We start from the raw sequence: 22,363 nt of genomic DNA, 5'->3' as shown, positions 1-22,363 counted from the left end.
GATCTCGCAATGGAATGGATGGATTTGCTGGGATCGGCAAGCTTCTGGATCGCCACGCTCAGGCTGGCCACGCCGCTCATCCTGGGCACCCTGGGCGTGCTGATGTGCGAACGCGCCGGCGTGCTCAACCTGGGCATCGAAGGCATCATGGTGGCCGGCGCCTTCACGGGCTGGCTGGTCGTCTATCTCGGCGCGCCGCTCTACGTGGGCGTGCTGGCCGCCGCCCTGGCCGGCGCCGTGTTCGGCCTGCTGCATGCGGTGCTGACCGTGCCCCTGGGCCTGTCGCAGCATGTCTCGGGCCTGGGCGTGACCATGCTGGCGACCAGTCTTTCGTATTTCGCCTACCGCGTGAGTTTCCCCAAGGTCGAGACGCCGCCGACCATCGTGCCCTTCGCCGAAATGAAGTTCCTGGCGGGACTGCCGCTCGTCGGCCCGGTGCTGGCGGGGCTGACGCCCATGACGCTGGGCGCGCTGGTGGCCGTGCCCCTGATCGCCTGGCTGCTCAACCGCACCCCCATGGGGCTGGCGCTGCGCATGGTGGGCGAGAACCCCGCCGCCGCCGAAGGGCAGGGCCTGTCGGTCATCAGGCTGCGCATGGGGGCCATCGTGGCGGGCTCGGCCCTGATGGGCGTGGCCGGCAGCTTTCTCACGCTGTCGGCCTTCAATGCCTTTTTCTTCAACATGATCAACGGCCGCGGCTGGATCTGCGTGGCCCTGGTGGTGTTCGCCTCCTGGCGGCCGGGCAAGGCCCTGGCCGGCGCCCTGGTGTTCGCCTTCTTCGACGCCCTGCAGCTGCGCCTGCAGCAGGGCGCCTTGCCCGGCCTGCCGGCGCTGCCCTACCAGATCTACCTGATGCTGCCTTACATTCTTTCCATACTGGCCCTGGTCATCGTGGCGCGCCGCGCCGCCTATCCCCAGGCCCTGATGAAGCCCTACCGCAAGGGCGAGCGCTGATTCCAAGGACGTCCCATGCTTGATCTCATCATCCGCAACGCCATGCTGCCCGACGGCCGCGGTCCTCTGGACATCGGCATCGAGAACGGCCGCATCGCGGCCATGGCGCCGCAGCTGGCCGCCGAAGCCGGCCAGACGCTGGAGGCCGGCGGCCAGCTGGTCAGCACGCCTTTCGTCGACGCCCATTTCCATATGGACTCCACGCTGTCCTATGGGCTGCCGCGCGTGAACCAATCCGGCACGCTGCTCGAAGGCATCGCGCTATGGGGCGAACTCAAGCCCCTGCTCACCCAGGAAGCCCTGGTCGAGCGCGCCCTGGCCTATTGCGACTGGGCCGTGGCGCGCGGCCTGCTGGCCATCCGCAGCCATGTCGATGTCTGTGATCCGCGCCTGCTGGCCGTCGAAGCCCTCCTGCACGTGCGCGAGCGCGTCAAGCCCTATCTGGATCTGCAGCTGGTGGCCTTCCCGCAGGATGGCCTGCTGCGTTCGCCCAATGCCTTGCAGAACCTGCAGCGCGCCCTGGACATGGGCGTGGACGTGGTCGGCGGCATCCCGCATTTCGAACGCACCATGGCCGATGGCGCCGAGTCCGTGCGCATCCTGTGCGAACTGGCCGCCGAACGCGGCCTGCTGGTGGACATGCACTGCGACGAAAGTGATGATCCGCTGTCGCGCCACATCGAAAGCCTGGCCTACCAGAGCCAGCGCCTGGGCCTGCAAGGCCGCGTGACGGGTTCGCACCTGTCGTCCATGCACTCGATGGACAACTACTATGTCTCCAAGCTGCTGCCGCTGATGCGCGAAGCCGGCGTGGCGGCCATCGCCAACCCGCTGATCAACATCACGCTGCAAGGCCGCCACGACAGCTATCCCAAGCGCCGCGGCATGACGCGCGTGCCCGAACTGCTGGCCGCCGGCATCCCGGTGGCCTTTGGCCACGATTGCGTGATGGACCCCTGGTACAGCCTGGGCAGCGGCGACATGCTGGAAGTCGCGCACATGGGCCTGCACGTCGCGCAAATGACCGGGCGCGACGCCATGCGCGCCTGCTTCGATGCGGTGACGGCCACGCCGGCGGCCATCCTGGGCCTGAAGGACATCGGCCTGGAAGTCGGCAAGCGCGCCGACCTGGTGCTGCTGCAGGCGCGCGATCCGGTCGAGGCGCTGCGCCTGCGCGCCACGCGGCTGGCCGTATTGCGCGGCGGCCGCATCATCGCCACCACGCCCCCGGCGCGCGCCAGCCTGAACCTGCCGGGCCGGCCCGGCAGCGTGGATTTCCAGCTGGGGCGTTGAGCCGAGTATCGGCAAATCCGATATTCAGCATTGCAATTACTTGATGGTCTTCGCCGCGCCTCTCTCCTATATTTTTCTACCTCATAGGAGAGAGGCGCGATGCTAGATCTGTATTCCTGGGCCACGCCCAACGGCCACAAAGTCCACATCATGCTGCGCGAATGCGGGCTGGAGCACAGACTGCTTCCGGTCGACATCGGCCGCGGCGATCAATTCCAGCCGCCCTTCAGCACGCTGGGCCCCAACCGCAAGATTCCCTTGCTGGTCGATACCGACGGCCCCGATGGCCAGGCCCTGACGCTGTTCGAATCCGGCGCCATCCTGATCTATCTGGCCGAGAAAACCGGCCGCTTCCTGGCCGCCCAAGGCGCGGCGCGCCATCGGACGCTGCAATGGCTGATGTTCCAGATGAGCGCGGTGGGCCCGGTCATGGGCCAATCCAATCATTTCCGCCACGGCGCGCCGCAGGCGCTGCCCTACGCCATCGAACGCTTCGGCAACGAGGTCAAGCGCCTGCACGGCGTCATGGATCAGCACCTCGCCTCGCACGCCTACTTCGGCGGCGAAGAGTATTCCATCGCCGACATGGCGATCTTTCCGTGGCTGCGCGCTTCTGAAAAACACGGCATCCTGTGGCCGGAACATCCGCGCCTGCGCGCCTGGTTCGAGACGGTGCACGCCCGTCCCGCCGTGCGGCAGGCGCTTACCGCGTTTGCCTAGCCAGCACCGTATTGATGGCGTCGAGCAGGGCGATGCGCATGGGGTCGCGCTGGTCCTGGCGCGTGACCAGCGACACCGGGCGCACGAAATTCGGCAGGGGCATGATGTGCAGATCACGGCTCTGATGCCAGCTCGCGCCCCGGATGAGCGGCACGATGGACGTGCCCAGGCCCTGCCTGACCAGGCCGGCGATGGCGTCGAGCGAATTGAGCTCCATGGCGGGCCGGTTGATGAGGCCGCTCCTGAGCCGGTACTCATCGATCAGGCGGCCGGCCCAGGTGCCGCGGTCAAAAGCGATATAGGGCATGGATGAATTCAAGGCCTTGACCACATCATCGCAAGGCGCCTGGGACGGCGTGATCAGGGCAAAGGGCTCGCTGTACAGATGATGCACCGCCAGGTTGGTCGGAAAGCGCTCCGGCGGCTGCGTGACGATAGCCATGTCCAGCGCGCCGCGATCCACCTGGGCGACCAGGTCGCCCGAGATCCCGGCGATGATCTTCACCTCCAGCCCCGGATTGGCCTCCGTCACCTGACGCAATACCTCGGGCATCACGCCGGCCAGCGCGCTGATGATGACGCCCAGCGACAACACGCCGCCCAGGGGCCGCCCGGTCTGCAGGGCCTTCATTTCTTCGTAGAGCGACACCATCTGCTCGGCCAGCGGCACCATCTGCTGCCCGGCCGCCGTGAACTCCAGCGAGCGGCGCGTGCGCACGAACAGCGCGACCCCCAGCTCGTCTTCCATGTTCTTGAGCTGCACGCTGATCGCCGCCTGCGACAGATGGACTTTTTCGGCGGCCGCGACGATGGTTCCGTAGCGTTGCAAAGCGAGAAAGGAGCGTAAGGATCGAATCAGCATGGCAAAGCCCAACCGGCCCACGGGAGCAAAGCGCTACCTTACCGCAAGGCGGCGCACGGTCCCGATGGGCGTGACGTCAGACGGCGGGCTGGCGCGGCAGCACGGCCGCGTAGTCGTCCGGATCGATGCCCCGTTCGCGCAGCACTTCGTCGGTATGCTGGGCAAAGGCGGGCGGCGCACGGCGATACGTAGCCGGCGTGCGCGACAGCTTCACCGGACTGCCCGTGCCGCGATAACCGTCGATGTCCACGATCATGCCGCGATGATGCGTATGCGGATCGGCCACCACCTGATCGATGGTGCGCACCGGGCCGCAGGGCACGCCGGCATTGATCAGCGCCTGCGAGATCTCGATGCAGTCGTGCGCCTTGAGCAAGGCCACCAGCGTGTCGCGCAAATCGTCGCGATGCTTGTTGCGCAATGCATTGCTGGCGTAGCGCTCGTCGCTGGCCAGCTCGGGGCGGCCCAGCACCTTGCACAGGGTGGCGAACTGGCGATTGTTGCCCACGGCCAGAAAGAGCGGCGTGGTGCGCGTCTCGAAGGAATCGTAAGGGCAGATATTGGGATGGCGGTTGCCCACGCGCTGCGGCACTTTCTCGCTCAGGTAGAAATTGGGCAGCTGCGGATGCAGCAGCGACACCCCGCTGTCGTAGAGCGTGGACTCGACGAACTGGCCCTGGCCGCTGCGACCGCGCTCCTGCAGCGCCATCAGGATGCCGATCACCGCGTTCAGGCCGGTGACCAGATCGATGACCGGCACGCCCATGCGCAGCGGCTGGCCATCGGCCTCGCCATTGACGCTCATCAGGCCGCTCATGGCCTGCACGGCCGCGTCATAGCCCGGCTGCGCGCCATAAGGGCCATCGGCGCCGAAACCCGAGATGCGGCAATGCACCAGGCGCGGAAAACGTTCACGCAGGCTGTCCTGGCCCATGCCCCAGCGCTCCAGCGTGCCGATCTTGAAGTTCTCGATGAAGACATCGGCATCGGCCAGCAAGCGCGCGAGCAGCTCCTGGCCGGCGGGCTGTGTCATGTCGATGGAGATGTCGCGCTTGTTGCGGTTCACGCCGATGAAATAGCTGGCGGCGTCGCCGGCAAACGGCGGACCCCAGCCGCGCGTCTCGTCGCCCATCGGCGGCTCGATCTTGATGACGTCGGCGCCGTGATCGGCCAGCACCTGGCCGCAGAAAGGCCCGCCCAGGACGCGGCTGGCGTCGATGACCCTGAGGCCGGCCAGGGCGCCGGCGCGGGCGTCGGGCTTGTCATTCCACATGAGCGTCAATCTCCTCGGAAAGTTGTGCGGCAAACCCGGGATAGGTTTCCTTGAGTTCTTCAAGCACGCGGCCCCGCAGCAGGGCCATGGTCGCGCTGTCGGGCTCGGGTGTCCGCGCCAGATTGGCGTCAACCTCGAAGGTGAAGCCCGTGGCCTGCCTGACCGCCTCCAGCGTATGGCCGGCATGGATGTTGACCAGCCGGAAGCGCCCAGGCCCGGGCTCGAACATGAACAGGGCCATGCTGGTCAGCAGGGCATAGGGGCCGCCCTTGCGGTACACCCCGGGCGCGCTGGTGCCCGGCGCGCTGATGAAGTCCACCTTGTCCACAAGCACGCGGGGCGAATGCTCTTCGCGAAAGAGAATGACGCGCGGCACCACGAAGTACAGATAGGCCGAGCCGAACGAGCCCGGCCAGCGCACCGCGCTTTGCGGATAGCCCTGCGTGCCGACCAGATTGATATTGCCCTGTCCGTCTATCTGCCCGCCGCCCAGGAAAAAGGCGTCGATACGGCCCTGGCCGGCGCAGTCGAAGAGCTCGGCCGAGCCATTGGTGAAGAAGTTATGCGCCACCGAACCCAGGATGGAGATGCGCACCGGCTCGGCCCCCCTGGCCTGGGCGCGTGCGCGCAACAGCATGGCCGCCGCCGCGGGAATAGGGGACGACGCGCCGACCGCGACATGCCGCACGCCCTCGAGCAGCCCGGCGATCGTCACGATCAGGCGTTCACGTGAAGTTGCCGCGCTCATGCCATCTCCTCGGCCAGCCATTGCCGGAAACCTTCTTCGCTGCGCGCCATGCGCGCATAGCGTTGCAGGGCCTCGATGTCGGTCGGGTATTCGCCCCAGAGGCCATAGGGATAGGCGCCGCGCTCCGCTTGCGCGATGCCGTTTACATAGAGCGCGGGCAACACGCCGGCCGCGGTCTTCTCGTCGTCGAGCAGGCGCTGTTCGACAACTCGCTCCACCGTCACGAAAGTGCGTTTGCTGGCATAGGCCATGGCCGCGAGCTCGCGCCGCCGGCCAATCCAGACATTGCCCTCGCGATCCGCCATGGGCGCATGAAAGACGGCTACGTCCGGATGCAGGGCGGGGATCACCACCACGGGATCCGGCGTCTCGGAACATGGGTTCTGGATCACCTTCCAGTCATTGCGGTGACGCAGGACATCGGTGCCGATCAGGCCGCGCATGGAGGTGAAGGGCGCGCCCTTCTGGGCGGCCATCAGGCCGGCATGGATGGCCGGGCAGGTGCTGTCCTTCATGACGATCTGGCCACGCGAGATGGCGCGCATGAAACAGGGCGCGCCGCCCGCTTCGCCCAGCGTAACCGCGCTGGTCTCCACGCTGTGCACCAGGCCCGCGCCGATCAGCAGGTCAAAGGGCAGGCCGGCCGTCGGCACACCCACCAGGGCCAGCCCGCGCGGAGCGCGGCGCAACAGCGGCCGCATCAATGCCATGGGCACGCCGGCGTAGTCCACGGGCAGGGCCAGGCGGCATCCGTCGGCGATCTGCGCCGCGATGCCGTCAACGCTCATGAGCGGATTGAACATCATGTCTCCGAGATATTTTCTTATGCGGAAGGCGGGCCTCCAGCATCGATGATAGGCATCGACGAATCCGAACGGGCCAAATTTTTTTCAGCCTGAGCATCGGAAATTCCGATTGGTGCGCGCCATGTGAGAAAAGAATCAATTTGGTTTGAACCGCGCTGTCTTTATCATTGGACCGATCTCCCGATTCTTCTTCGCGGACCTCGCCTTGGCCACACAACGTTTCAGCCACTGCAGCCACTGGGGCGCCTATACCCTCGTCGTCGAAGCGGGCCGCATCGCGGCCATCGAGCCCTTCGAGCACGATCCGGCTCCCTCGCCCATCATCCAATCCGTCAGGCATTGGGCCGACCCGTCCCGCCGCGTGCTGCAGCCCATGGTGCGCAAGTCCTGGCTGGAACGCCGCGCCCCCGGGCCGCGCCGTCCGGACGAGCCCTTTGTCGCGCTGCCTTGGGACCAGGCCATCGGCCTGGTGGCGGACGAAATCCGGCGAGTGAGCGCCGAGCATGGCAATGGATCGATCTTCGCCGGCTCCTATGGCTGGACCAGCTGCGGCCGCTTTCATCACGCGGCCTCGCAGCTCAAGCGCATGCTGTCGCTGGTCGGCGGCTATACGGGCCATGTGGACACCTACAGCACGGCGGCGGGGCCGGTGATCCTGCGCCATGTATTGGGTGACCAGGAGGCCTGCGCGGGCGGCGCCAGCACCCTGGACACCCTCGCGCGGCACAGCGAGACCGTGGTCGTCTTTGGCGCTCTCTCGCCGCGCACCGCGCAATCCGAGGCCGGCGGCATCGCCCGCCATATGCTGGAGACGCATTTGCGCGCCATGGTCGCGCGCGGCGTGCGCTTTGTGCTTGTCTCGCCGGTGCGCGACGACCTGCCCGATTGGGTGCCGGCCGAGTGGTGGCCGCTGCGGCCCAACACCGACGCGGCCGTGATGCTGGGCCTGGCCGGCGAGATCGTGCGGGCCGGCCGCCATGACGCCGATTTCCTGGCCCGCTGCTGCAGCGGCAGCGAACCCTTCCTGGCGTATCTGCGGGGCGAGGGCGACGGCCAGCCCAAATCGGCCGAATGGGCCGCCGGCATTGCCCAGGTCGATGCGGCGCGCCTGCGCGCGCTCGCGCGCCGCCTGGTCGACAGCCGCAGCATGCTCACCGTGAGCTGGAGCCTGCAGCGCGCCGACCATGGCGAGCATGTGTTCTGGTCGGCGCTCGGCCTGGCCGCCGTCATCGGGCAGATCGGCCTGCCGGGCGGCGGCGTGGGCTTCGGCTATGCCTCGCTGGGCGGCGTGGGCGCGCCGCTGGCCGCGGCCAGGTCGCCCAGCCTGCCGCTGGGCCGCAATCCCAACGCCGATTTCATCCCCTGCGCCCGCATCGCCGACATGCTGCTCAATCCCGGCGGCAGCTTCAGCTATGAAGGCCAGACGCGGCGCTATCCCGACACGCGCCTGGTCTATTGGGCCGGCGGCAATCCCTTTCACCATCACCAGGACCTGAACCGTCTGCGCATGGCCTGGTCGCGGCCCGAAACCATCGTCGTGCAAGAGCCGATGTGGACAGCCACGGCGCGGCGGGCCGACATCGTGCTGCCGGCCTCGACCTCGCTCGAACGCAATGACCTGGCCGGCGCGCGCCGCAGCGACCATATCATCGCCATGCACCAGGCCATCGCGCCGCTGGGCCAGGCGCGCAGCGACTACGACATCTGCCGCGAGCTGGCCGCCAGCCTGGGCGTGGAGGCCGCGTTCAGCGAAGGGCGCAGCGAGATGGACTGGATACGCCTGCTGTACGAGACCACGCGGGCCGACGCCGCCCAACGCTTTGACCACGCCATGCCGGCCTTCGAGGCGTTCTGGGCGCGCGGCCATGCGCGCGTGCCCACGCGCGATCACTACACCTATCTGGAAGCCTTCCGCCAGGCTCCGCAAGACCATCCGCTGCGCACCGAGAGCGGCCGCATCCTGCTGTACAGCCGGACCCTGGAAGGACTGCGCCTGGCGGATTGCCCGCCGCATCCAAGCTGGCTGGAGCCTGCCGAGTGGCTGGGCAGCCGCGAAGCGACCCCGCGGCAATTCCACCTGCTGTCGCGCCAGCCCGCCGGCAAGCTGCACAGCCAGCTCGACGACGCGCCGGCCAGCATGGCGACCAAGCATGAGGGACGCGAACGCATCTGGCTGCATCCCGACGATGCGCGGCGTCTGGGCATTGCCGAGCACGACGTGGTCCGCGTCTGGAACAGCCGGGGGCAGTGCCTGGCCAGCGCCCACCTCAACAGCCTGGTGCGGCCGCAAGTGGCCATCCTGCCCACCGGCGCCTGGTATGAGCCGCAAGATGAATCTCCCTATCCGCTGGAACTCGCGGGCAATCCCAATGCGCTGACCCTGGACAAAGGCAGCTCCGCCTTCGGCCAGGGATGTTCGGCGCACACCTGCATGGTGACGATAGAGCGCTACGCCGGCCGCCCCTGATCCGCCCGCGCTCAGTTCTTGTTCTTCATGCCGGTGCGATCGACGATGGCCGTCCATTTTTTCAGGTCGGAGGCCACCACATCGGAAAAGTGGGCAGGGCTGCCGCCCAGGGGGACCATGCCGATCTCGCCCAGCGAGGCCTGCATCTTGGCGCTCTTGACCGAGTCGTTGATCGCGCCATTGAGCTTCTGCACAATGGCCGGCGGCGTGCCGGCCGGCACCACCACCCCCACCCAGTAGCTCGACGTGAAATCGGGCAGCCCCACCTCGGCGGCCGTGGGCACATTGGGCAGCACGGGGCTGCGGCGCTCGGCCGTGATGACCAGCGGCCGCAGCTTGCCGGCCTGCACCTGGGGCACCTGCACGGCTTCCGTATCCACCGCCACATCGACGTGGCCGCCCAGCACCGACAAAATGGCCGGCGAACTGCCCTGGAAGGGGATATGCATCAGATTGATGCCCGCCAGGGTGTTGAGCAATTCGCCGGTGACGTTGCACACCGAGGCTGGCCCGCAGGAGGAATAGCTCAACTGCTTCTTCTTGGCCTGGGCCACCAAGTCGCCAAAGGACTGGATCTGGGAGCCCGCCGCGACCGACACGATGTAGGCCGACGAGGCAACCAGGGCCACCGGCAGAAAGCTCTTGACCGGGTCGTATTGCAGCTTGCTCTCGACCGCGGGCAGGATGGTGAGCTGGCCCGTGGGCGCCAGCAGCAGCGTGTAGCCATCGGGCGTGGCGCGCGCCACGCTGGCCGCGGCGATGGCCGTGCCGCCGCCGGGCATGTTCTCGGCGATCACGGTTTGGCCCAGGCGCTGCGTCAGCTCATTGGCCAGCATGCGGCCGGCCGCGTCGGAAGCGCCGCCGGCGGAGAAGGGGATCACCAGCTTGACCGGCTTGGTGGGCCAGCTGGTGTCGGCCGATGCCGGATGCGGAACCGCCAGGCTGGCCGTCAGGCCGATCAGCAGCGCCGCCAAGGGCCGCTGTTTACCACCGAAGCGCACAGTCATTGCAATGTCTCCTGTTGGTGTCTCCGCCGCCCGTTCTCCGCCCCGTGCCGCCCCGCGAAGACGCCGGGCCAGGCCTGTGCGAAACATCCGGAAGCAGAATTTGTCTGTGCCGCCATTCTTGATGAGCACGGGGCTCAATCGCAATTGAATGTTTGGTCAAGTCCTGCGCGCCCGGCGCACGCGAAAAAGCCGGGTTTCCGCGCTCGCGGACCACCCGGCCCCTGCCCGGCGAACCGGGGTCAGCGGTTCTTGAGATAGCCGTCGCGTGTCTGCGGCAGCTTCATCTGGAGGATGGACGACGCCACCTGGGTGCGCAGGATCTGCGCCGTGCCGCCGGCGATGGTGAACATGCGCGCATCGCGCACATGCCGCTCCATCGGAAGATCGCGCCCATAGCCGGACGAGCCATGCAGCTGCAGCGCGTCATTGGCGACGCGGTTGGCCGTCTCCGCCGCGAAGATCTTGGCCTGGGCTGCCAGCGAAAGATCCGGGAAGCCAAAGGTCGCGGGCGTGCCGCTTTGCGCGGCGCAGTGCAGCATGTGGCGCGCCGCATTGAGCTGGATGGCCATGTCGGCGATCATCCATTGCAGGCCCTGGAACTCGGCGATGGCGCGTCCGAACTGCTGACGCGACTTGGCATACTCCACGGCCTCCTCGAAAGCGCCTTGCGCGATGCCCAGCGCCACGGTGCCCGCGCCCACGCGCTGGGCGTTATAGGCCTGCATCAGGCCGGCGAAGCCTCGCCTGAGGCCCTCGGGCGGGACCACCATCATCGACTTGCTGACCTTGAGATCCTCGAAGCTGATGTAGGTCTCGGGAATGCCGCGCACGCCCATGGCGAAGCTGCGCTTGGTGACCGTCAGGCCGTCGCCCTGCGCGCCCGGCTCCTTGATGTGGATGAAAGCGCCTATGCCCTGGTCCACGCCCTCATCGACAACGCGCGCGAAGATCAGGTGCAGGCGCGACACGCCCCCGCCCGTGATCCAGTATTTCTCGCCATTGATGATGTAGTCATCGCCCTTGCGCACCGCGCGCGTGCTCATCTCGCTGGCCGCGCTGCCCGCCTGGGGTTCGGAGATGCAGATCGCCGGCTTGTCGCCGGCCAGCACGCATTGCGCGGCCAGCTGCTTCTGCGCCTCCGAGCCATATTGCATGATGGCGCCGATGGCCCCCATATTGGCCTCGACCGTGATGCGGCCCATGGTGGCGCAGGCCTTGGCCATCTCTTCGATGACGATGACGGTGTCCAGGTAGCTGCGGCCCTGGCCGCCATAGGCCTTGGGGATGGTCATCCCCATGAAACCGGCCTCGCGCAGCCGGCGCACATTGTCCACAGGGTATTGCTCCGAGCGGTCGGTCTCGGCGGCGGTCGGCCTGAATACCGTCTGCGCCAGCTCGCGGGCGCGCTGCTGCAGGGCGATCTGGTCTTGGCTAAGCGGTGTCATTGTCTCTCCATGGTCAAGCGTGTGGGGCGGGCCAGCCAATCGGCCAGGATCTCCTGCTCGTGTTCGTTCAGGCGCGGCGGCGGGCGGCGGTAATCGACGGGGGTTGCCGACAGCTTCAAGGGATTGGCCAGCAGGCTGACATGGCCCTCCTGGGCCCAGGCGCAGGGCAGATCCACCCGTGCGCCGCGCGCCTTGACATGCGGGTCCTCGAAGACCTCCTCCAGGTTGTTCACAGGCCCGCAAGGCACGCCCACGGCTTCCAGCGCGGCCAGCCAGTCCGCGCGCTGACGCCCCAGCAGGGCCTGCTGCACCCGATCGCACAGCTCGGCGCGATGCGCGATGCGCGCCACATTGGTCCGGTAGCGCGCGTCCTGGCACAACCCGGACAGGCCGGCCGCCTCGCAGAAACGGGCAAACTGCGCGTCATTGCCCACCGCCAGGATGAGCGGCGCATCGGCCGTGTCGAAGACCTGGTAGGGAACGATATTGGGATGGCCGTTGCCCAGGCGCGCGGGCAGTTTGCCCGCGGCCAGATAGTTGGTGCCGGCGTTGACCAGCCAGGCGATCTGGCTGTCCAGCAGCGAAATGTCGATATGCTGGCCGGCGCCGGTCGCGTCCCGGTGGCGCAGCGCCGCCAGGATGCCGACCGCCGCGTACATGCCGGTCATGACATCGGCAATCCCCACGCCGACCTTCATGGGCCCGCCCTCGGCCTCGCCGGTCAGGCTCATGATGCCGCCCATGCCCTGTATCAGGAAGTCATAGCCGGCGCGCGAGGCATAGGGGCCGGTTTGGCCAAAGCCCGTCACGGAGCAATAGACCAGGCCGGGATAGCGGTCCTTCAGCTGCTCATAGGCCAGACCGTATTTGGCCAGGCCGCCCACCTTGTAGTTCTCGACCAGCACATCGGCATGGCCCAGCAGTTCATGGATGCGCGCCTGGCCCTCGGCGGTGGCGATGTCGATGGCGATGGAGCGCTTGTTGCGGTTGGCGCACAGATAGTAGGCGCTCTCTTCGGTCGGTATGCCCGCCTTGTCCTTGATGTAGGGCGGGCCCCATTTGCGCGTGTCGTCGCCTTCATCGGGCTTTTCGACCTTGACGACATCGGCGCCGAGATCCCCCAGCAGCTGGGTGGCGCTGGGGCCGGCAAGAATGCGCGACAGATCGAGAACACGGATGCCCTGCAATGCCGAGGGTGGAACCGCCTGCACGATGTGATCTCCTTAATCGGTATCTGTGCAGTCTAGGGTTCAACAACATCACTCACAATTGAAAATAAACTCAAGTGTCAGCGGGCGGCGATCTCGGCTTCGTTGGAGTAGCCCGACACAAAGGTCTTGGGCGCGCCGGTCTCCTGGTTGAAGACATGGCGGGAGATCTTGCCGATATTGCCGCCGTACACATGGATGCTGATGGACACCTGGTCCTCGTACACATTGGACACGCGATGGATGTCGCCAGTCGACGGCGACAGCGTCTCGATCGTGCGCGTTTGCAGGATCTGGACTTCGCCCGGGATCATGGAATGGCCGTCCTCGGCGCGAGTGAACATCTCCGAGCGCTCGGCGCCGCGCAGCACGCCGATGATGGCCCAGACGGTGTGATTGTGGATGGGCGTCTTCTGGCCCGGTCCCCACACAAAGCTGACGACCGAAAAGCGATCCTCGGGATCGGCGTGAAGCAGGTATTGCTGGTAGTACTGGGGGTGGGGCTGGGCGTAGGCCTCGGGCAGCCAGTCGTCGTCCTTGACCAGCTCGGCCACCAGGCCCGTGCCGCCATCCAGGATGCGCGACTCATTGCCCGCCGCGCCATCCACCAGCGCAGTGAATCGGCGCGTGAAATCCACGAACTTCGCAGGCAGGTTCTTCATGATGTCTCCTCTTGTGTTGATCTCGGGCCATCGATGCGGGATGGCCTGGGATTGCACAAGGAAAGGCCCTGCCTGCACCGCGGCTGCCGGCGGCCTAGAGTCTAGGCGTCCGCGCGGTCAAGTCCAATTGAAATTGCGTTCAAGCGATGGCGTCCCTAGCCGGACAAGGCCTTGCCCGCCGTGGCCCGCCGCGTTTCCAGCCAGAAGGCCTTGGCGGCCGGCGACAGGCGCTGCTGGTTCAGACAGGCCAAGCCTATCCTGCGCGTGGTGCTCGGCGCAAGCGGCCGGAAGATCGTGCCCGGATAATGCTCGGGCAGGGCCAGTTTGGCCAGCACCGAAATCCCCTTGCCCTTGGAGACCAGCTCCAGGATGGACATCAGCTGCAAGACCTCATAAGCGACGCGCGGACTCAAGTCATGCCGCGCGAACAGGCGTGTGACCAGCTCCTGTGAACCGGCGCGCGTCAGGATGAAGGGCTCGCCGGTCAACTGCCCGACATGCACGGTCTCCAGGGCGGCCAGCGGATGGTCCTGCGGCAGCACCGCCACGAGTTCATCGACGGCCAGGGTCTGGGTCTCCAGTTCGCTTTTGGGCAGGGTGACCACGGCCAGCTCCAGGCGGCGCTCGATGAGATCGCGCGAGGTCTGCTCATCCGGCTTTTCGGTGACCAGGACCTCGATGCCGGGATAGCGCGCCTTGAAACGCGCCAGCAGGGGCGGCAGCACCTTGATGGTGGCGCTGGCGCCAAACGAACCCAGCTTGAGAAAGCCCGACTTCAGTTCGGCGCCGGCCAGGGCGGTGGCCTGTATCAGCTGCAGCGAGGCGAAGACATCGCGCACATGGGGCAGGACCTGCTCGGCCGTGTAGGTCAGGGCCACGCCGGGCGTATTGCGGTCGATCAGCTCGGTGCCCAGCGCGGTCTCCAGCGCCCGCAGCGCATGGCTGGTCGCCGACGGCGACATCCCCATCTTCGCCCCCGCGCCCGCGATGCCCTCGGCCGACACCAGGGACAGCAGAAGCTCCAGTTGACGCAGGGTGGGCAAATTGGCGCTGCGGCGGGACATTGAGTGACCTTTCATGCCATTTGGCTTTGGATTGATTCTACGCTCAATCCCCGCCGCGCAGACTTGAGGTTTCCCCTGTGACGCTAGCCTCGCAAAGGCAGGTGGATGCGCGTAAGCAGCTCGGCCGCGGGCGTGGTCCTGGGGTCGTTCACATACTCTTCGAACATCGGGAAATCATGCGGCTCCCTGCCGCTGTCGGGCAGCCATGCCGAGAACATCCAGTTGTAGGCATGGTCGATCTCGGAATACGGCCCGACATACTCCAGCACGGCGCACGTCATGGCCGGTATGGCCAGCGTCTCCAGGGGCGCGGCCACGCCGCGGCCGGCCGCCAGCGCCACGCCCGCATGCGAGCGCAGCCGCTCGGCGGCCACCTGCTGCGGATCATCGTAATAGACGCCGATCCAGGGCCCGGGCGCCTCGCCCAGCAGGCCCTGGCCGACCGCCAGCATGGCCAGGCGGTCGAAGCTCTCGCCGATGCGCTGGTAATCGCCCTGGTGGGCCAGGGCCGCCAGGGTGAGCGCGGGGCAGGGACGGATATGAACGGTATACATGGCAGGCTCCTTGGATGAACGTTGCAGGAGGCGCTGCGCGCGATACCGGCCCGGCGGGACGCCGTAGCTCGCGCCAAAGGCGCGGCTGAACGAGGCCAGGGATTGATAGCCCGCCCGCCGGGCCACCCGGGTCAGATCATCCTGCCCTCGGGTCAGCTCCACGGCCGCGCGCTGCATGCGCATGCGCTGGGCGGTGTCGCTGACCGTCTCGCCCATCATGGCGCGATAGACGCGATGGAAATGGTAGGGCGACAGGCAGGCCAGGTCCGCCAGCTGGTGCAGGTCGGGGCTGGCCTGCGGATGGCGGGCCAGCCATTGCAGGACGGGTTCGAGGCGGGCGGCGTACTGGGCTCGGGTCGTGGGTTTCATGCGCGGCTCCTGAACCCCAACCTTAGCCGCGCCGCGTTTGCGGATTTTGCGGTCTTCGCGTGTTCAGGTGGGGTAAGTGCCCGGCACCAGGATGCTGCGGTCGATTTCCGAGATATTGCGGCGGCCGCACAGCGCCATGGTCACGTCCGCTTCTTTGTAGATGATTTCCAGCGCGCGCGTCACGCCCGCCTTGCCATAGGCCCCCAGGCCATACAGGAAGGCGCGCCCGATCATGGTGCCGCGCGCGCCCAGCGCCGCGGCCTTGAGCACGTCCTGCCCCGAACGGATGCCGCTGTCGAGCCAGACCTCGATCTGCGAGCCCACTTCGCTGACGATGGCCGGCAGGATTTCGATGGTCGACACCGCGCCATCGAGCTGGCGTCCGCCATGATTGCTGACGATGATGGCGTCGGCGCCCGTGGCCGCGGCGCGGCGCGCGTCCTCGACATCCAGGATGCCCTTGAGGATGAGCTTGCCGCCCCAGCGCTCCTTGATCCAGGCCACATCGTCCCAGCTCAGGCGCGGATCGAATTGCTCGGCCGTCCACGACGACAGCGCGGCCAGGTCCGTCACGCCCTTGGCATGGCCCACGATATTGCCGAAGGTGCGCCGCTTGGTGCCCAGCATGCCCAGGCACCAGCGCGGCTTGAAGGCCAGGTTGAACATATTGGCCAGCGTCAGCTTGGGCGGCGCGGACAGGCCGTTCTTGATGTCCTTGTGGCGCTGGCCCATGATCTGCAGGTCCAGCGTCAGGACCAGGGCGGAGCAGCCCGCGGCCTTGGCGCGGTCGATCAGGTTGCCGATGAACTCGCGGTCGCGCATGACGTAGAGCTGGAACCAGAAGGGCTTTTGCGTGGCCTGGGCGACGTCCTCGATGGAGCAGATGCTCATGGTCGACAGCGTGAAGGGCACGCCGAACTCAGCCGCGGCCTGCGCGGCCAGGATCTCGCCGTCGGCATGCTGCATGCCGGTCAGGCCGGTGGGCGCCAGCGCCACCGGCATCTTGACGTCGATGCCCGCCATGGTGGTCGCCAGCGAGCGGCCGTCCATGTTCACCGCCACACGCTGACGCAGCTTGATCTTCTGGAACTCGCTCTCGTTGGCGCGGTAGGTTCCTTCGGTCCAGGCGCCGGAGTCGGCGTAATCGTAGAACATGCGCGGCACGCGGCGTTTGGCAACGACACGCAGATCTTCGATGCAGGTCATCGTGGAGAGATTCTGGCTCATGGATCCGAGGAAAAATGCGGCTTGGACGCACCGCCTGACGTCTCCGGGGCCATCCCGGGAGCGAGGGCAAGTATACGATGCCGGCTTGGCGATACCGGGCCGCCAGCCCGATAATTCCGCTTGATGCGCGGCCATGCTGCGCCGCAACACCGCTTCTACAGGAATCACCGATGCAAGACCCCCATATCGAAACCGTGTTCGTCGTCGTGCACGGCAAGGTCCAGGGCGTGGGCTACCGTCACGCCACCGTGCGGCGCGCGCATCTCGTCGGCGCCACCGGCTGGGTGCAAAACATGGAAGACGGCACGGTCCAGGCCATGGTGCAGGGCACGCCCGACCAGGTCGACCAGATGCTCGAATGGATGCGGCGCGGCCCGCCCGCGGCCGTGGTCACCGAACTCGAATCGCGCCGCGACGACACCGAGCGGCGCTACAAGCACTTCGCCCAGCACTGAGCGCGGCCGGCCCCGCGCGGGCCCTAGCGCGCGGCCAGACCCGACATGATGCCGCTGACGATCTTGCGCGCCAGCCCTTCGCGGTCCTGCCGGGTCTCGCCCTCGCGGGGGCGGTACCAGATGGCCATCCAGTTGATCGCGCCCAGCGCCGCCTTGACCGCCACCGACGCATCGTCGGTGCGCAGCGAACCATCGCGCGCGCCCTCGGCGGCCACGTCCTTGAACAAGGCCTCGAACTCATCGCGTATGACCATCAGCTCGTCGAGCGTGCGGCGCTGAGACGGCGTGATCGCCGCCTGGCGATGCATGTGCACGCCGTGCACGACGACGGTCTCGAAAGCCAGGTTCTCCATCATCGTCAGCGCATGCCGGTGAAACATCGCGGCCAGGCGTTCGGCCCCGTTCGTCCCGCCTTGCATGGCCGGCCTGACCGCCTCGAAGTTGCGCCGCATCCCCTCGCGGTGCACATCGAAGAACAGATCCGTCTTCGAGCGGTAGTAATGATAGACACGCCCCTTGGTCGCCCCCAGCCGCTTGGCCACGTCATCGATGCTGGTCGCGTAGAAACCCTGCTCCATGAAGCACTCGGCGGCGGCCGTGAGCAGGGCGATATTGCCCATACCATCGTCGCGCGTGGCCGTCGGCGTAGCTGTGTTCATGCGGGCGTTCTCCAGGAAGCGGTGGGGCACGCGCCAGTGTAGCCAAGCGCGGGCCGGAATCGCACTATCCCGGGCAGGCCCGCGCGCGCTTTTTTTCGGCCGCGCCGCGCCGGCCTGGGCGGCCTTTTTGCCGCCGGCAGCCCGCCCATGAAAAAAGGCCGCCCCGGAGGGCGGCCTGGTGCATCGGGCAAGCCGTGGCGCTCTGTAGGATCCCATCAGCATTTAGATGTCACGTGCCGTCGCCCTAAGGCCATCTAACATCTGGTAGGTCGTACCAGATCGAACCGTACCATTTCGTTAGATTTTCCTATGCCTGTTCTCCGCACTCCTTACGGCTACACGGGCCCCTAGGAGCGGACATTTTGAGGCGTGCCTCCGCAGTTGACAGCCGGGGCCCGCTCGGCTCAATCGCCTTGGGTGCGGCAGGCTCGCAATTCAGTTCCTTCCAGAGCTTTTCTGCCTCGGCCGCGCCTGAAGATGCGCGAATGACAATAGCCAGCCCGACAAGAGTGGGGAGAATCAAGAGCAAAGCTAGCAACCTCTGCTGCTTCACGAGCGAGTGCACCTGATCTTTCATGCTGCCACTTGCTAACACCCTGCATAGGTCGAGCAGCTCCGACTTCCGAAAGCCTGTTTTCTCCATAAGTACCGGATTGTCCGCAGCGCATTCCGCGGCAGCGAAAACCCAGTCTTCGCCCCATAGGGTCATGTTTCTCACCGTCTTCGCGTCCGTCTTGAACCAGACATTCGACTCTTTCATGTGAAAGTACCCGTAGGGCGAAGCGAGCAAGGAACCAGCGATCATAAAGAAGGTCCCCAACACGACGAATATGAAGAATAGAGCCAGTTTCCACATCTTGTGCGGCCTGCGCACGACCGCCGAATTGCGCACATCAACCCACCGCCACAGAGTTTTCAGCTTCAACATCCCGACGTCGTGGGCTTTCGCCCAGCTATCAAGCTTGTGCAGGTCAGCCAAGGATTGCAAGGGCATGCGATAGAAAAACCTAAAGATCTCCAGGTCGCGACTTTCCTGTTGGATTTTTTTCAGCACTGAATCCTGGGCTTCGCGCCGACCTGCTGCAATTCGCCAAAGTCGGTCCAAAAGAAAGTGCCCGGATCCCGCGCGCGCCCGGATCCAAAGGCATAGCAGTAAAAAAAGCCCTGCCCAAAGAACAGGTGCGATCCAGGGGGCCTGGACAAGGGGGGTAAACAGTTCAAGCATCTATCTTCCTTGCTCTGAGGGACAAGAGCCCAGATGCTAACCACCTTCGCAACAGCCCATTCCGGCAAAAAGCAAGGACTTGCATGGACTTCAAGCGGGAAGCAGGCCACGCATTCTCGAAGTCGCTCCCCGCCCTAATGGTCTTCTCTAACCGAGTCCCAGCAAGTTAATTAAAACGCTTAGAAAATGCGCGCACCGTTATTTGATCTGAGTAAGAGAAATTTTCGATATCGTTTCGAAAAACCAGACGGGATCCAATTCATTTATGCCCAATAGCTGAGCATGCCGAGGGACGGCACCAGAACCCTCCCCTGCGGAGCTGACTGACCAACCTAGCTGGTGCGAGAATTATCTGGCAGCATACTGCTCAAGCAGACTCATTGTCGGCTTCTTGAGAACCGCGAGGAAAATATATTGCCGGGAGGGCTAGATGGGAAAAGCAGCTCGACTTTTCAACGGCCAGGCCGAACAGACATTGCATGGGCGAGTGACGCCAACTTCAGAGCAACGTCAATTTCTGCAAAGCCACTGGAACGCGTTGCGCGATCGTATCAAGCCGCGTCTTGAGGCTTTGGGCTATCCCGTCACTACCTGGCTGCAAGGGTCCTACAAGTACGGCACGCTCATCAAACCTGTGCATAAGGGAGAAGAGTACGACGTTGATGTCGGCATTTATTTCTCTTGGGACCCAACGCAGAGCGACTTCAGTCCGACCGCAGACCAGCTGCGCAGTTGGGTTCAACAGGAGCTTATCGAATACGAGAAGGGGGTCGAGGAATTGACCGAGGTCCTCGATCCGCCGAAGGAGCGTTGCTCGCGCGCAGTCTACAAACAACGGTTCCACATAGACACTCCTACATATCACCTCGACCCCGCGACCGACACAAGACGCCTTGCATGCCTCTCCGGAGCATGGGAGAAGAGTGATCCAAAAGTCCTCTACAAGTGGTTCCGGGATGCTGTTGGTTCCGACAACCGTGACCTTCTGCGCCGTCTCGTCCGATATATGAAAGGCTGGTCGGCGGTAGCCTTCGACGACGCGCCAAAGGCTCGTCCAAGTTCGATTCTTCTCACAGTGGCGATCACTGAGGCGTTCATTCAAACGTGGGGAGACAAGCCCGTGGACATTGCCGATGACGATGCGCTCATAGTAGTCGTGGATCTGCTCTACAAGCGCTTCGTCCACGAGCCTCTGGTTTGCAACCCGGTCAACCGCGAAGAGAACTTGAACCGTATACCTGACGACTCGTGGGGAGTTTTCCTTACACGTTTGGCCGTCTTAAATGACGCAGCTCAGGCAGCCGATGCAGCTGAAGATGAAGCAGCAGCGGCCCTCCACTGGGAAGGGGCTTTTTCGTTTTTGATGCCGCTACCTGAGGCCGACGAGGTAGAGGTTGTCGAGCCAGCGACAGATCGAGCCCTTATGCAAGTTCCAGACATTGTCGTGCGGGTCTTCGACCGGAAAGATGGCAATCTGTTAGCTACGCATCTAAACGAGGTACCAAGTGTCACAGCCAAAAAGTGGCTAGTCTTTGAGCTAGCCAACAAACACATACTGCCAGCTTTCGCGGATATCTCCTGGACCGTGCGTAACGATGGAGATGAAGCAGACCGCACCGGCGATCTTGGGCACTTCAAGCGAGGAATCAATATGCTGGCGACAAGTGAGTCCACAGCCTATCTAGGTAAGCACTATATGGATTGCGTTGTACGACTTAACGGAACCATCTTCGCAGTGCGGCGGGTGCCAGTACACATCACATCAGACCCAAAGAAGCTCCTGGCCCCAGCACAACGGCAATGGACAAAGCTAAGAACGCGGAAAGGCCGTCGACGCTAATTTGAGGCGGCAAGCCGCAGGCTAACCTAATGAGTAAGGAAGCGATCGTGTGGAGCGTTGACAGACCTTTTCAAGCTCTAGCGTTGACCGGCGGAGGCTACCGCGGCTTGTTCACAGCACGCGCACTCCAAGAAATGGAGGATCACATCGGTGAGCCGATAGGGCGCCATTTCGACCTGACATATGGGACTAGCATCGGCGGCATTATTGCGCTCGCCGTAGCGTTCGAGGTGCCAATGAGCAAGGTTGTACAGACGTTTGTAGATTATGGCGAGGAGATCTTTCCCCCCAAAGAGAAGGGCAGGGTCGCTGCGTTAAAGAGTTTAGCCAAACGCTTTAAGGCTCCTCAGTACCGAGCAGCCGCGTTGCGTGACGTCATCACTAAACTCATTGATAAAGATGCAACGCTAAACGACGTAACGCATGCAGTGGGCATCCCTGCGGTCAACGTGACGGAAGGGCACCCTCAAGTCTTCAAAAGTCGGCACAAGAAGGAATGGACTCGCGACTGGAAATTCAAGGCCGTCGATGTCGCCCTTGCAACTTCCGCGGCTCCGACATTCTTCGAACTCGCGGAAGTCGGTGGATGCCTCTATGCCGATGGCGGACTATTCGCCAATGCGCCAGATCTGCTCGCATTGCATGAAGCAGAGCACTATTTCGAGGTTCCATGCGAATCAATACGCATGCTGAGCATTGGCACGACCACCAATAGTTACTCCGTCGCATTCAGTGCGGGTCGCCAGTTTGGTATTGGTCAGTGGATGAATGACATGCGACTCTTCAATGTCACCATCTCGTCTCAACAGCAATTCGTCGAGCAGCTCATGGAGCACAAACTTGGCACTCGCTATCTAAGATTGGATCATCCACCTTCGAACGAGCAGACGGCCGACCTCGGCCTCGATGTCGCAACCGAAGCAGCGCGCAGGACGCTGTTAGCGTTGGGAGCCAAAGCCACCTCCGACATCTTGGGTGAGAGACTAAAACCTTACCTTGCTCACAGCCCCCAAATGAAGCTCGTACGCGAAAGCTGAGCCTGTCAGAGAAATGCAGCAACCGTGGCCGTACCTACCCGCTGAAATGCAACTAAGCCCCACAATCAACTGGCGATAGCCTGTCGCGGACACCATCGGAGTGCATCAGCTCGACGTGCATTGCAAGCCGTCCAACAATCACAGATAGCGCTGGCCGCAGGTCGTTCCGCGAGAGAGCAAGTTTGCGCCATTCACGCAAGTCAACTCCCGAAGGAGATGGGAGATCTTCGGGGTGCGTATGCCAGTCGCCTAGATAGCGCGTAGTACCGCCACTAGCGCGCCAAAGCCGTTGCGCTACCGCGCGGTGCCCACGCGCGCTTCGGGAAAAGAATGTTGGTAGTCGTCGGTCAAACCGCGATGGTACCGTTGCATGTGTGATTAGCATGCCATGGTCATGGACCGTACCTAGCAGAATACCGCCAGCTTCCGGTCGGCTGCCCGTCTGGATATTCTCCCGAAACGTGGCCATAACGATATCGGAAAAATGC

Annotated in this window: 21 protein-coding genes; 7 read left to right on the top strand and 14 right to left on the bottom strand. The window is 64.7% G+C overall.

Annotated features, from left to right (window positions below; translation table 11 throughout):
- Window positions 1-9: 9 nt before the first annotated feature.
- The 3 genes from L540_RS04635 (at window position 10) to L540_RS04625 (ending at window position 2,967) form a co-directional block, all read left to right on the top strand.
- Window positions 10-954, top strand: a complete 945-nt coding sequence (locus tag L540_RS04635; RefSeq protein WP_043210704.1) for an ABC transporter permease — start codon at window positions 10-12, stop codon at window positions 952-954.
- 15 nt (window positions 955-969) lie between these two features.
- Complete coding sequence (locus L540_RS04630; RefSeq protein WP_043210707.1) at window positions 970-2,247, top strand: amidohydrolase family protein; 1,278 nt, start codon at window positions 970-972, stop codon at window positions 2,245-2,247.
- A 99-nt stretch (window positions 2,248-2,346) separates the two neighbouring features.
- The gene (locus L540_RS04625; RefSeq protein WP_068945262.1) at window positions 2,347-2,967 is read left to right on the top strand and encodes a glutathione S-transferase C-terminal domain-containing protein; all 621 of its coding nucleotides are present in this window, start codon (window positions 2,347-2,349) and stop codon (window positions 2,965-2,967) included.
- On the opposite strand, the gene L540_RS04620 is transcribed toward L540_RS04625, so the two are convergent.
- From L540_RS04620 to L540_RS04605, 4 genes are all read right to left on the bottom strand, one after another.
- Window positions 2,951-3,829, bottom strand: a complete 879-nt coding sequence (locus L540_RS04620) for a LysR substrate-binding domain-containing protein (protein ID WP_082149562.1) — start codon at window positions 3,827-3,829, stop codon at window positions 2,951-2,953. The two genes, L540_RS04625 and L540_RS04620, sit on opposite strands and share 17 nt — an antisense overlap.
- Before the next feature lie 76 nt (window positions 3,830-3,905).
- Window positions 3,906-5,102, bottom strand: a complete 1,197-nt coding sequence (locus L540_RS04615) for a CaiB/BaiF CoA transferase family protein (RefSeq protein ID WP_043210710.1) — start codon at window positions 5,100-5,102, stop codon at window positions 3,906-3,908.
- Entirely contained in the window at window positions 5,092-5,850 is a 759-nt protein-coding gene (locus L540_RS04610; RefSeq protein ID WP_043210712.1) for a CoA synthetase, read from the bottom strand. The genes L540_RS04615 and L540_RS04610 overlap by 11 nt, the downstream gene beginning before the upstream one ends.
- Window positions 5,847-6,656: a CoA transferase subunit A gene (locus L540_RS04605; protein ID WP_231584739.1), complete on the bottom strand. Its 810-nt coding sequence runs from the start codon at window positions 6,654-6,656 to the stop codon at window positions 5,847-5,849. The genes L540_RS04610 and L540_RS04605 overlap by 4 nt, the downstream gene beginning before the upstream one ends.
- Window positions 6,657-6,861: 205 nt before the next feature.
- Here L540_RS04605 and L540_RS04600 point away from each other — a divergent pair, with 205 nt between their 5' ends.
- Window positions 6,862-9,123, top strand: a complete 2,262-nt coding sequence (locus tag L540_RS04600) for a molybdopterin-dependent oxidoreductase (protein WP_043211141.1) — start codon at window positions 6,862-6,864, stop codon at window positions 9,121-9,123.
- Between the two features lie 11 nt (window positions 9,124-9,134).
- On the opposite strand, the gene L540_RS04595 is transcribed toward L540_RS04600, so the two are convergent.
- The 7 genes from L540_RS04595 to L540_RS04565 form a co-directional block, all read right to left on the bottom strand.
- The gene (locus L540_RS04595; protein WP_048025884.1) at window positions 9,135-10,130 is read right to left on the bottom strand and encodes a Bug family tripartite tricarboxylate transporter substrate binding protein; all 996 of its coding nucleotides are present in this window, start codon (window positions 10,128-10,130) and stop codon (window positions 9,135-9,137) included.
- Between the two features lie 239 nt (window positions 10,131-10,369).
- The gene (gene acdA / locus L540_RS04590) at window positions 10,370-11,575 is read right to left on the bottom strand and encodes a 3-sulfinopropanoyl-CoA desulfinase (RefSeq protein WP_043210714.1); all 1,206 of its coding nucleotides are present in this window, start codon (window positions 11,573-11,575) and stop codon (window positions 10,370-10,372) included.
- Complete coding sequence (locus L540_RS04585) at window positions 11,572-12,786, bottom strand: CaiB/BaiF CoA transferase family protein (RefSeq protein WP_043210716.1); 1,215 nt, start codon at window positions 12,784-12,786, stop codon at window positions 11,572-11,574. The genes acdA and L540_RS04585 overlap by 4 nt, the downstream gene beginning before the upstream one ends.
- Window positions 12,787-12,863: 77 nt before the next feature.
- Entirely contained in the window at window positions 12,864-13,445 is a 582-nt protein-coding gene (locus L540_RS04580; RefSeq protein WP_043210718.1) for a cysteine dioxygenase family protein, read from the bottom strand.
- A 155-nt stretch (window positions 13,446-13,600) separates the two neighbouring features.
- On the bottom strand, window positions 13,601-14,509 hold the full coding sequence (locus tag L540_RS04575; protein WP_043210721.1) for a LysR family transcriptional regulator: 909 nt from the start codon (window positions 14,507-14,509) through the stop codon (window positions 13,601-13,603).
- An 83-nt stretch (window positions 14,510-14,592) separates the two neighbouring features.
- Window positions 14,593-15,432 carry an AraC family transcriptional regulator gene (locus L540_RS04570; RefSeq protein WP_043210723.1) on the bottom strand — a complete coding sequence of 280 codons (840 nt, stop codon included), beginning with the start codon at window positions 15,430-15,432 and terminating at the stop codon, window positions 14,593-14,595.
- 63 nt (window positions 15,433-15,495) lie between these two features.
- Window positions 15,496-16,659: an alpha-hydroxy acid oxidase gene (locus L540_RS04565; protein WP_043210724.1), complete on the bottom strand. Its 1,164-nt coding sequence runs from the start codon at window positions 16,657-16,659 to the stop codon at window positions 15,496-15,498.
- A 170-nt stretch (window positions 16,660-16,829) separates the two neighbouring features.
- Between L540_RS04565 and L540_RS04560 the strand changes: the two genes are divergently transcribed.
- Entirely contained in the window at window positions 16,830-17,114 is a 285-nt protein-coding gene (locus tag L540_RS04560) for an acylphosphatase (RefSeq protein WP_029577869.1), read from the top strand.
- 23 nt (window positions 17,115-17,137) lie between these two features.
- Here the strand turns inward: L540_RS04560 and L540_RS04555 are convergent, their stop codons facing one another.
- Together L540_RS04555 and L540_RS04550 are read right to left on the bottom strand one after the other, a co-directional pair.
- Entirely contained in the window at window positions 17,138-17,773 is a 636-nt protein-coding gene (locus L540_RS04555; RefSeq protein WP_043210727.1) for a TetR/AcrR family transcriptional regulator, read from the bottom strand.
- A 307-nt stretch (window positions 17,774-18,080) separates the two neighbouring features.
- Window positions 18,081-18,998 carry a DUF6216 family protein gene (locus L540_RS04550; protein WP_131726027.1) on the bottom strand — a complete coding sequence of 306 codons (918 nt, stop codon included), beginning with the start codon at window positions 18,996-18,998 and terminating at the stop codon, window positions 18,081-18,083.
- A 430-nt stretch (window positions 18,999-19,428) separates the two neighbouring features.
- On the opposite strand from L540_RS04550, the gene L540_RS21480 reads away from it, so the two are divergent.
- A complete protein-coding gene (locus L540_RS21480; protein WP_082149546.1) occupies window positions 19,429-20,838 on the top strand; it encodes a CBASS cGAMP synthase in 1,410 nt (469 codons plus the stop codon).
- Window positions 20,839-20,867: 29 nt separating this feature from the next.
- Window positions 20,868-21,875 carry a CBASS cGAMP-activated phospholipase gene (locus L540_RS04540; RefSeq protein WP_043210735.1) on the top strand — a complete coding sequence of 336 codons (1,008 nt, stop codon included), beginning with the start codon at window positions 20,868-20,870 and terminating at the stop codon, window positions 21,873-21,875.
- A gap of 52 nt (window positions 21,876-21,927) precedes the next feature.
- Here the strand turns inward: L540_RS04540 and L540_RS21475 are convergent, their stop codons facing one another.
- Window positions 21,928-22,344: a Mov34/MPN/PAD-1 family protein gene (locus tag L540_RS21475; protein WP_082149545.1), complete on the bottom strand. Its 417-nt coding sequence runs from the start codon at window positions 22,342-22,344 to the stop codon at window positions 21,928-21,930.
- Window positions 22,345-22,363: the final 19 nt, after the last annotated feature.

It is taken from the genome of Bordetella pseudohinzii, assembly GCF_000657795.2.
GTDB classification, from domain to species: Bacteria; Pseudomonadota; Gammaproteobacteria; order Burkholderiales; family Burkholderiaceae_B; genus Bordetella; species Bordetella pseudohinzii.
Note: the sequence above shows the minus strand (reverse complement) of the source record. Positions and strands in the feature narration are given on the sequence as shown.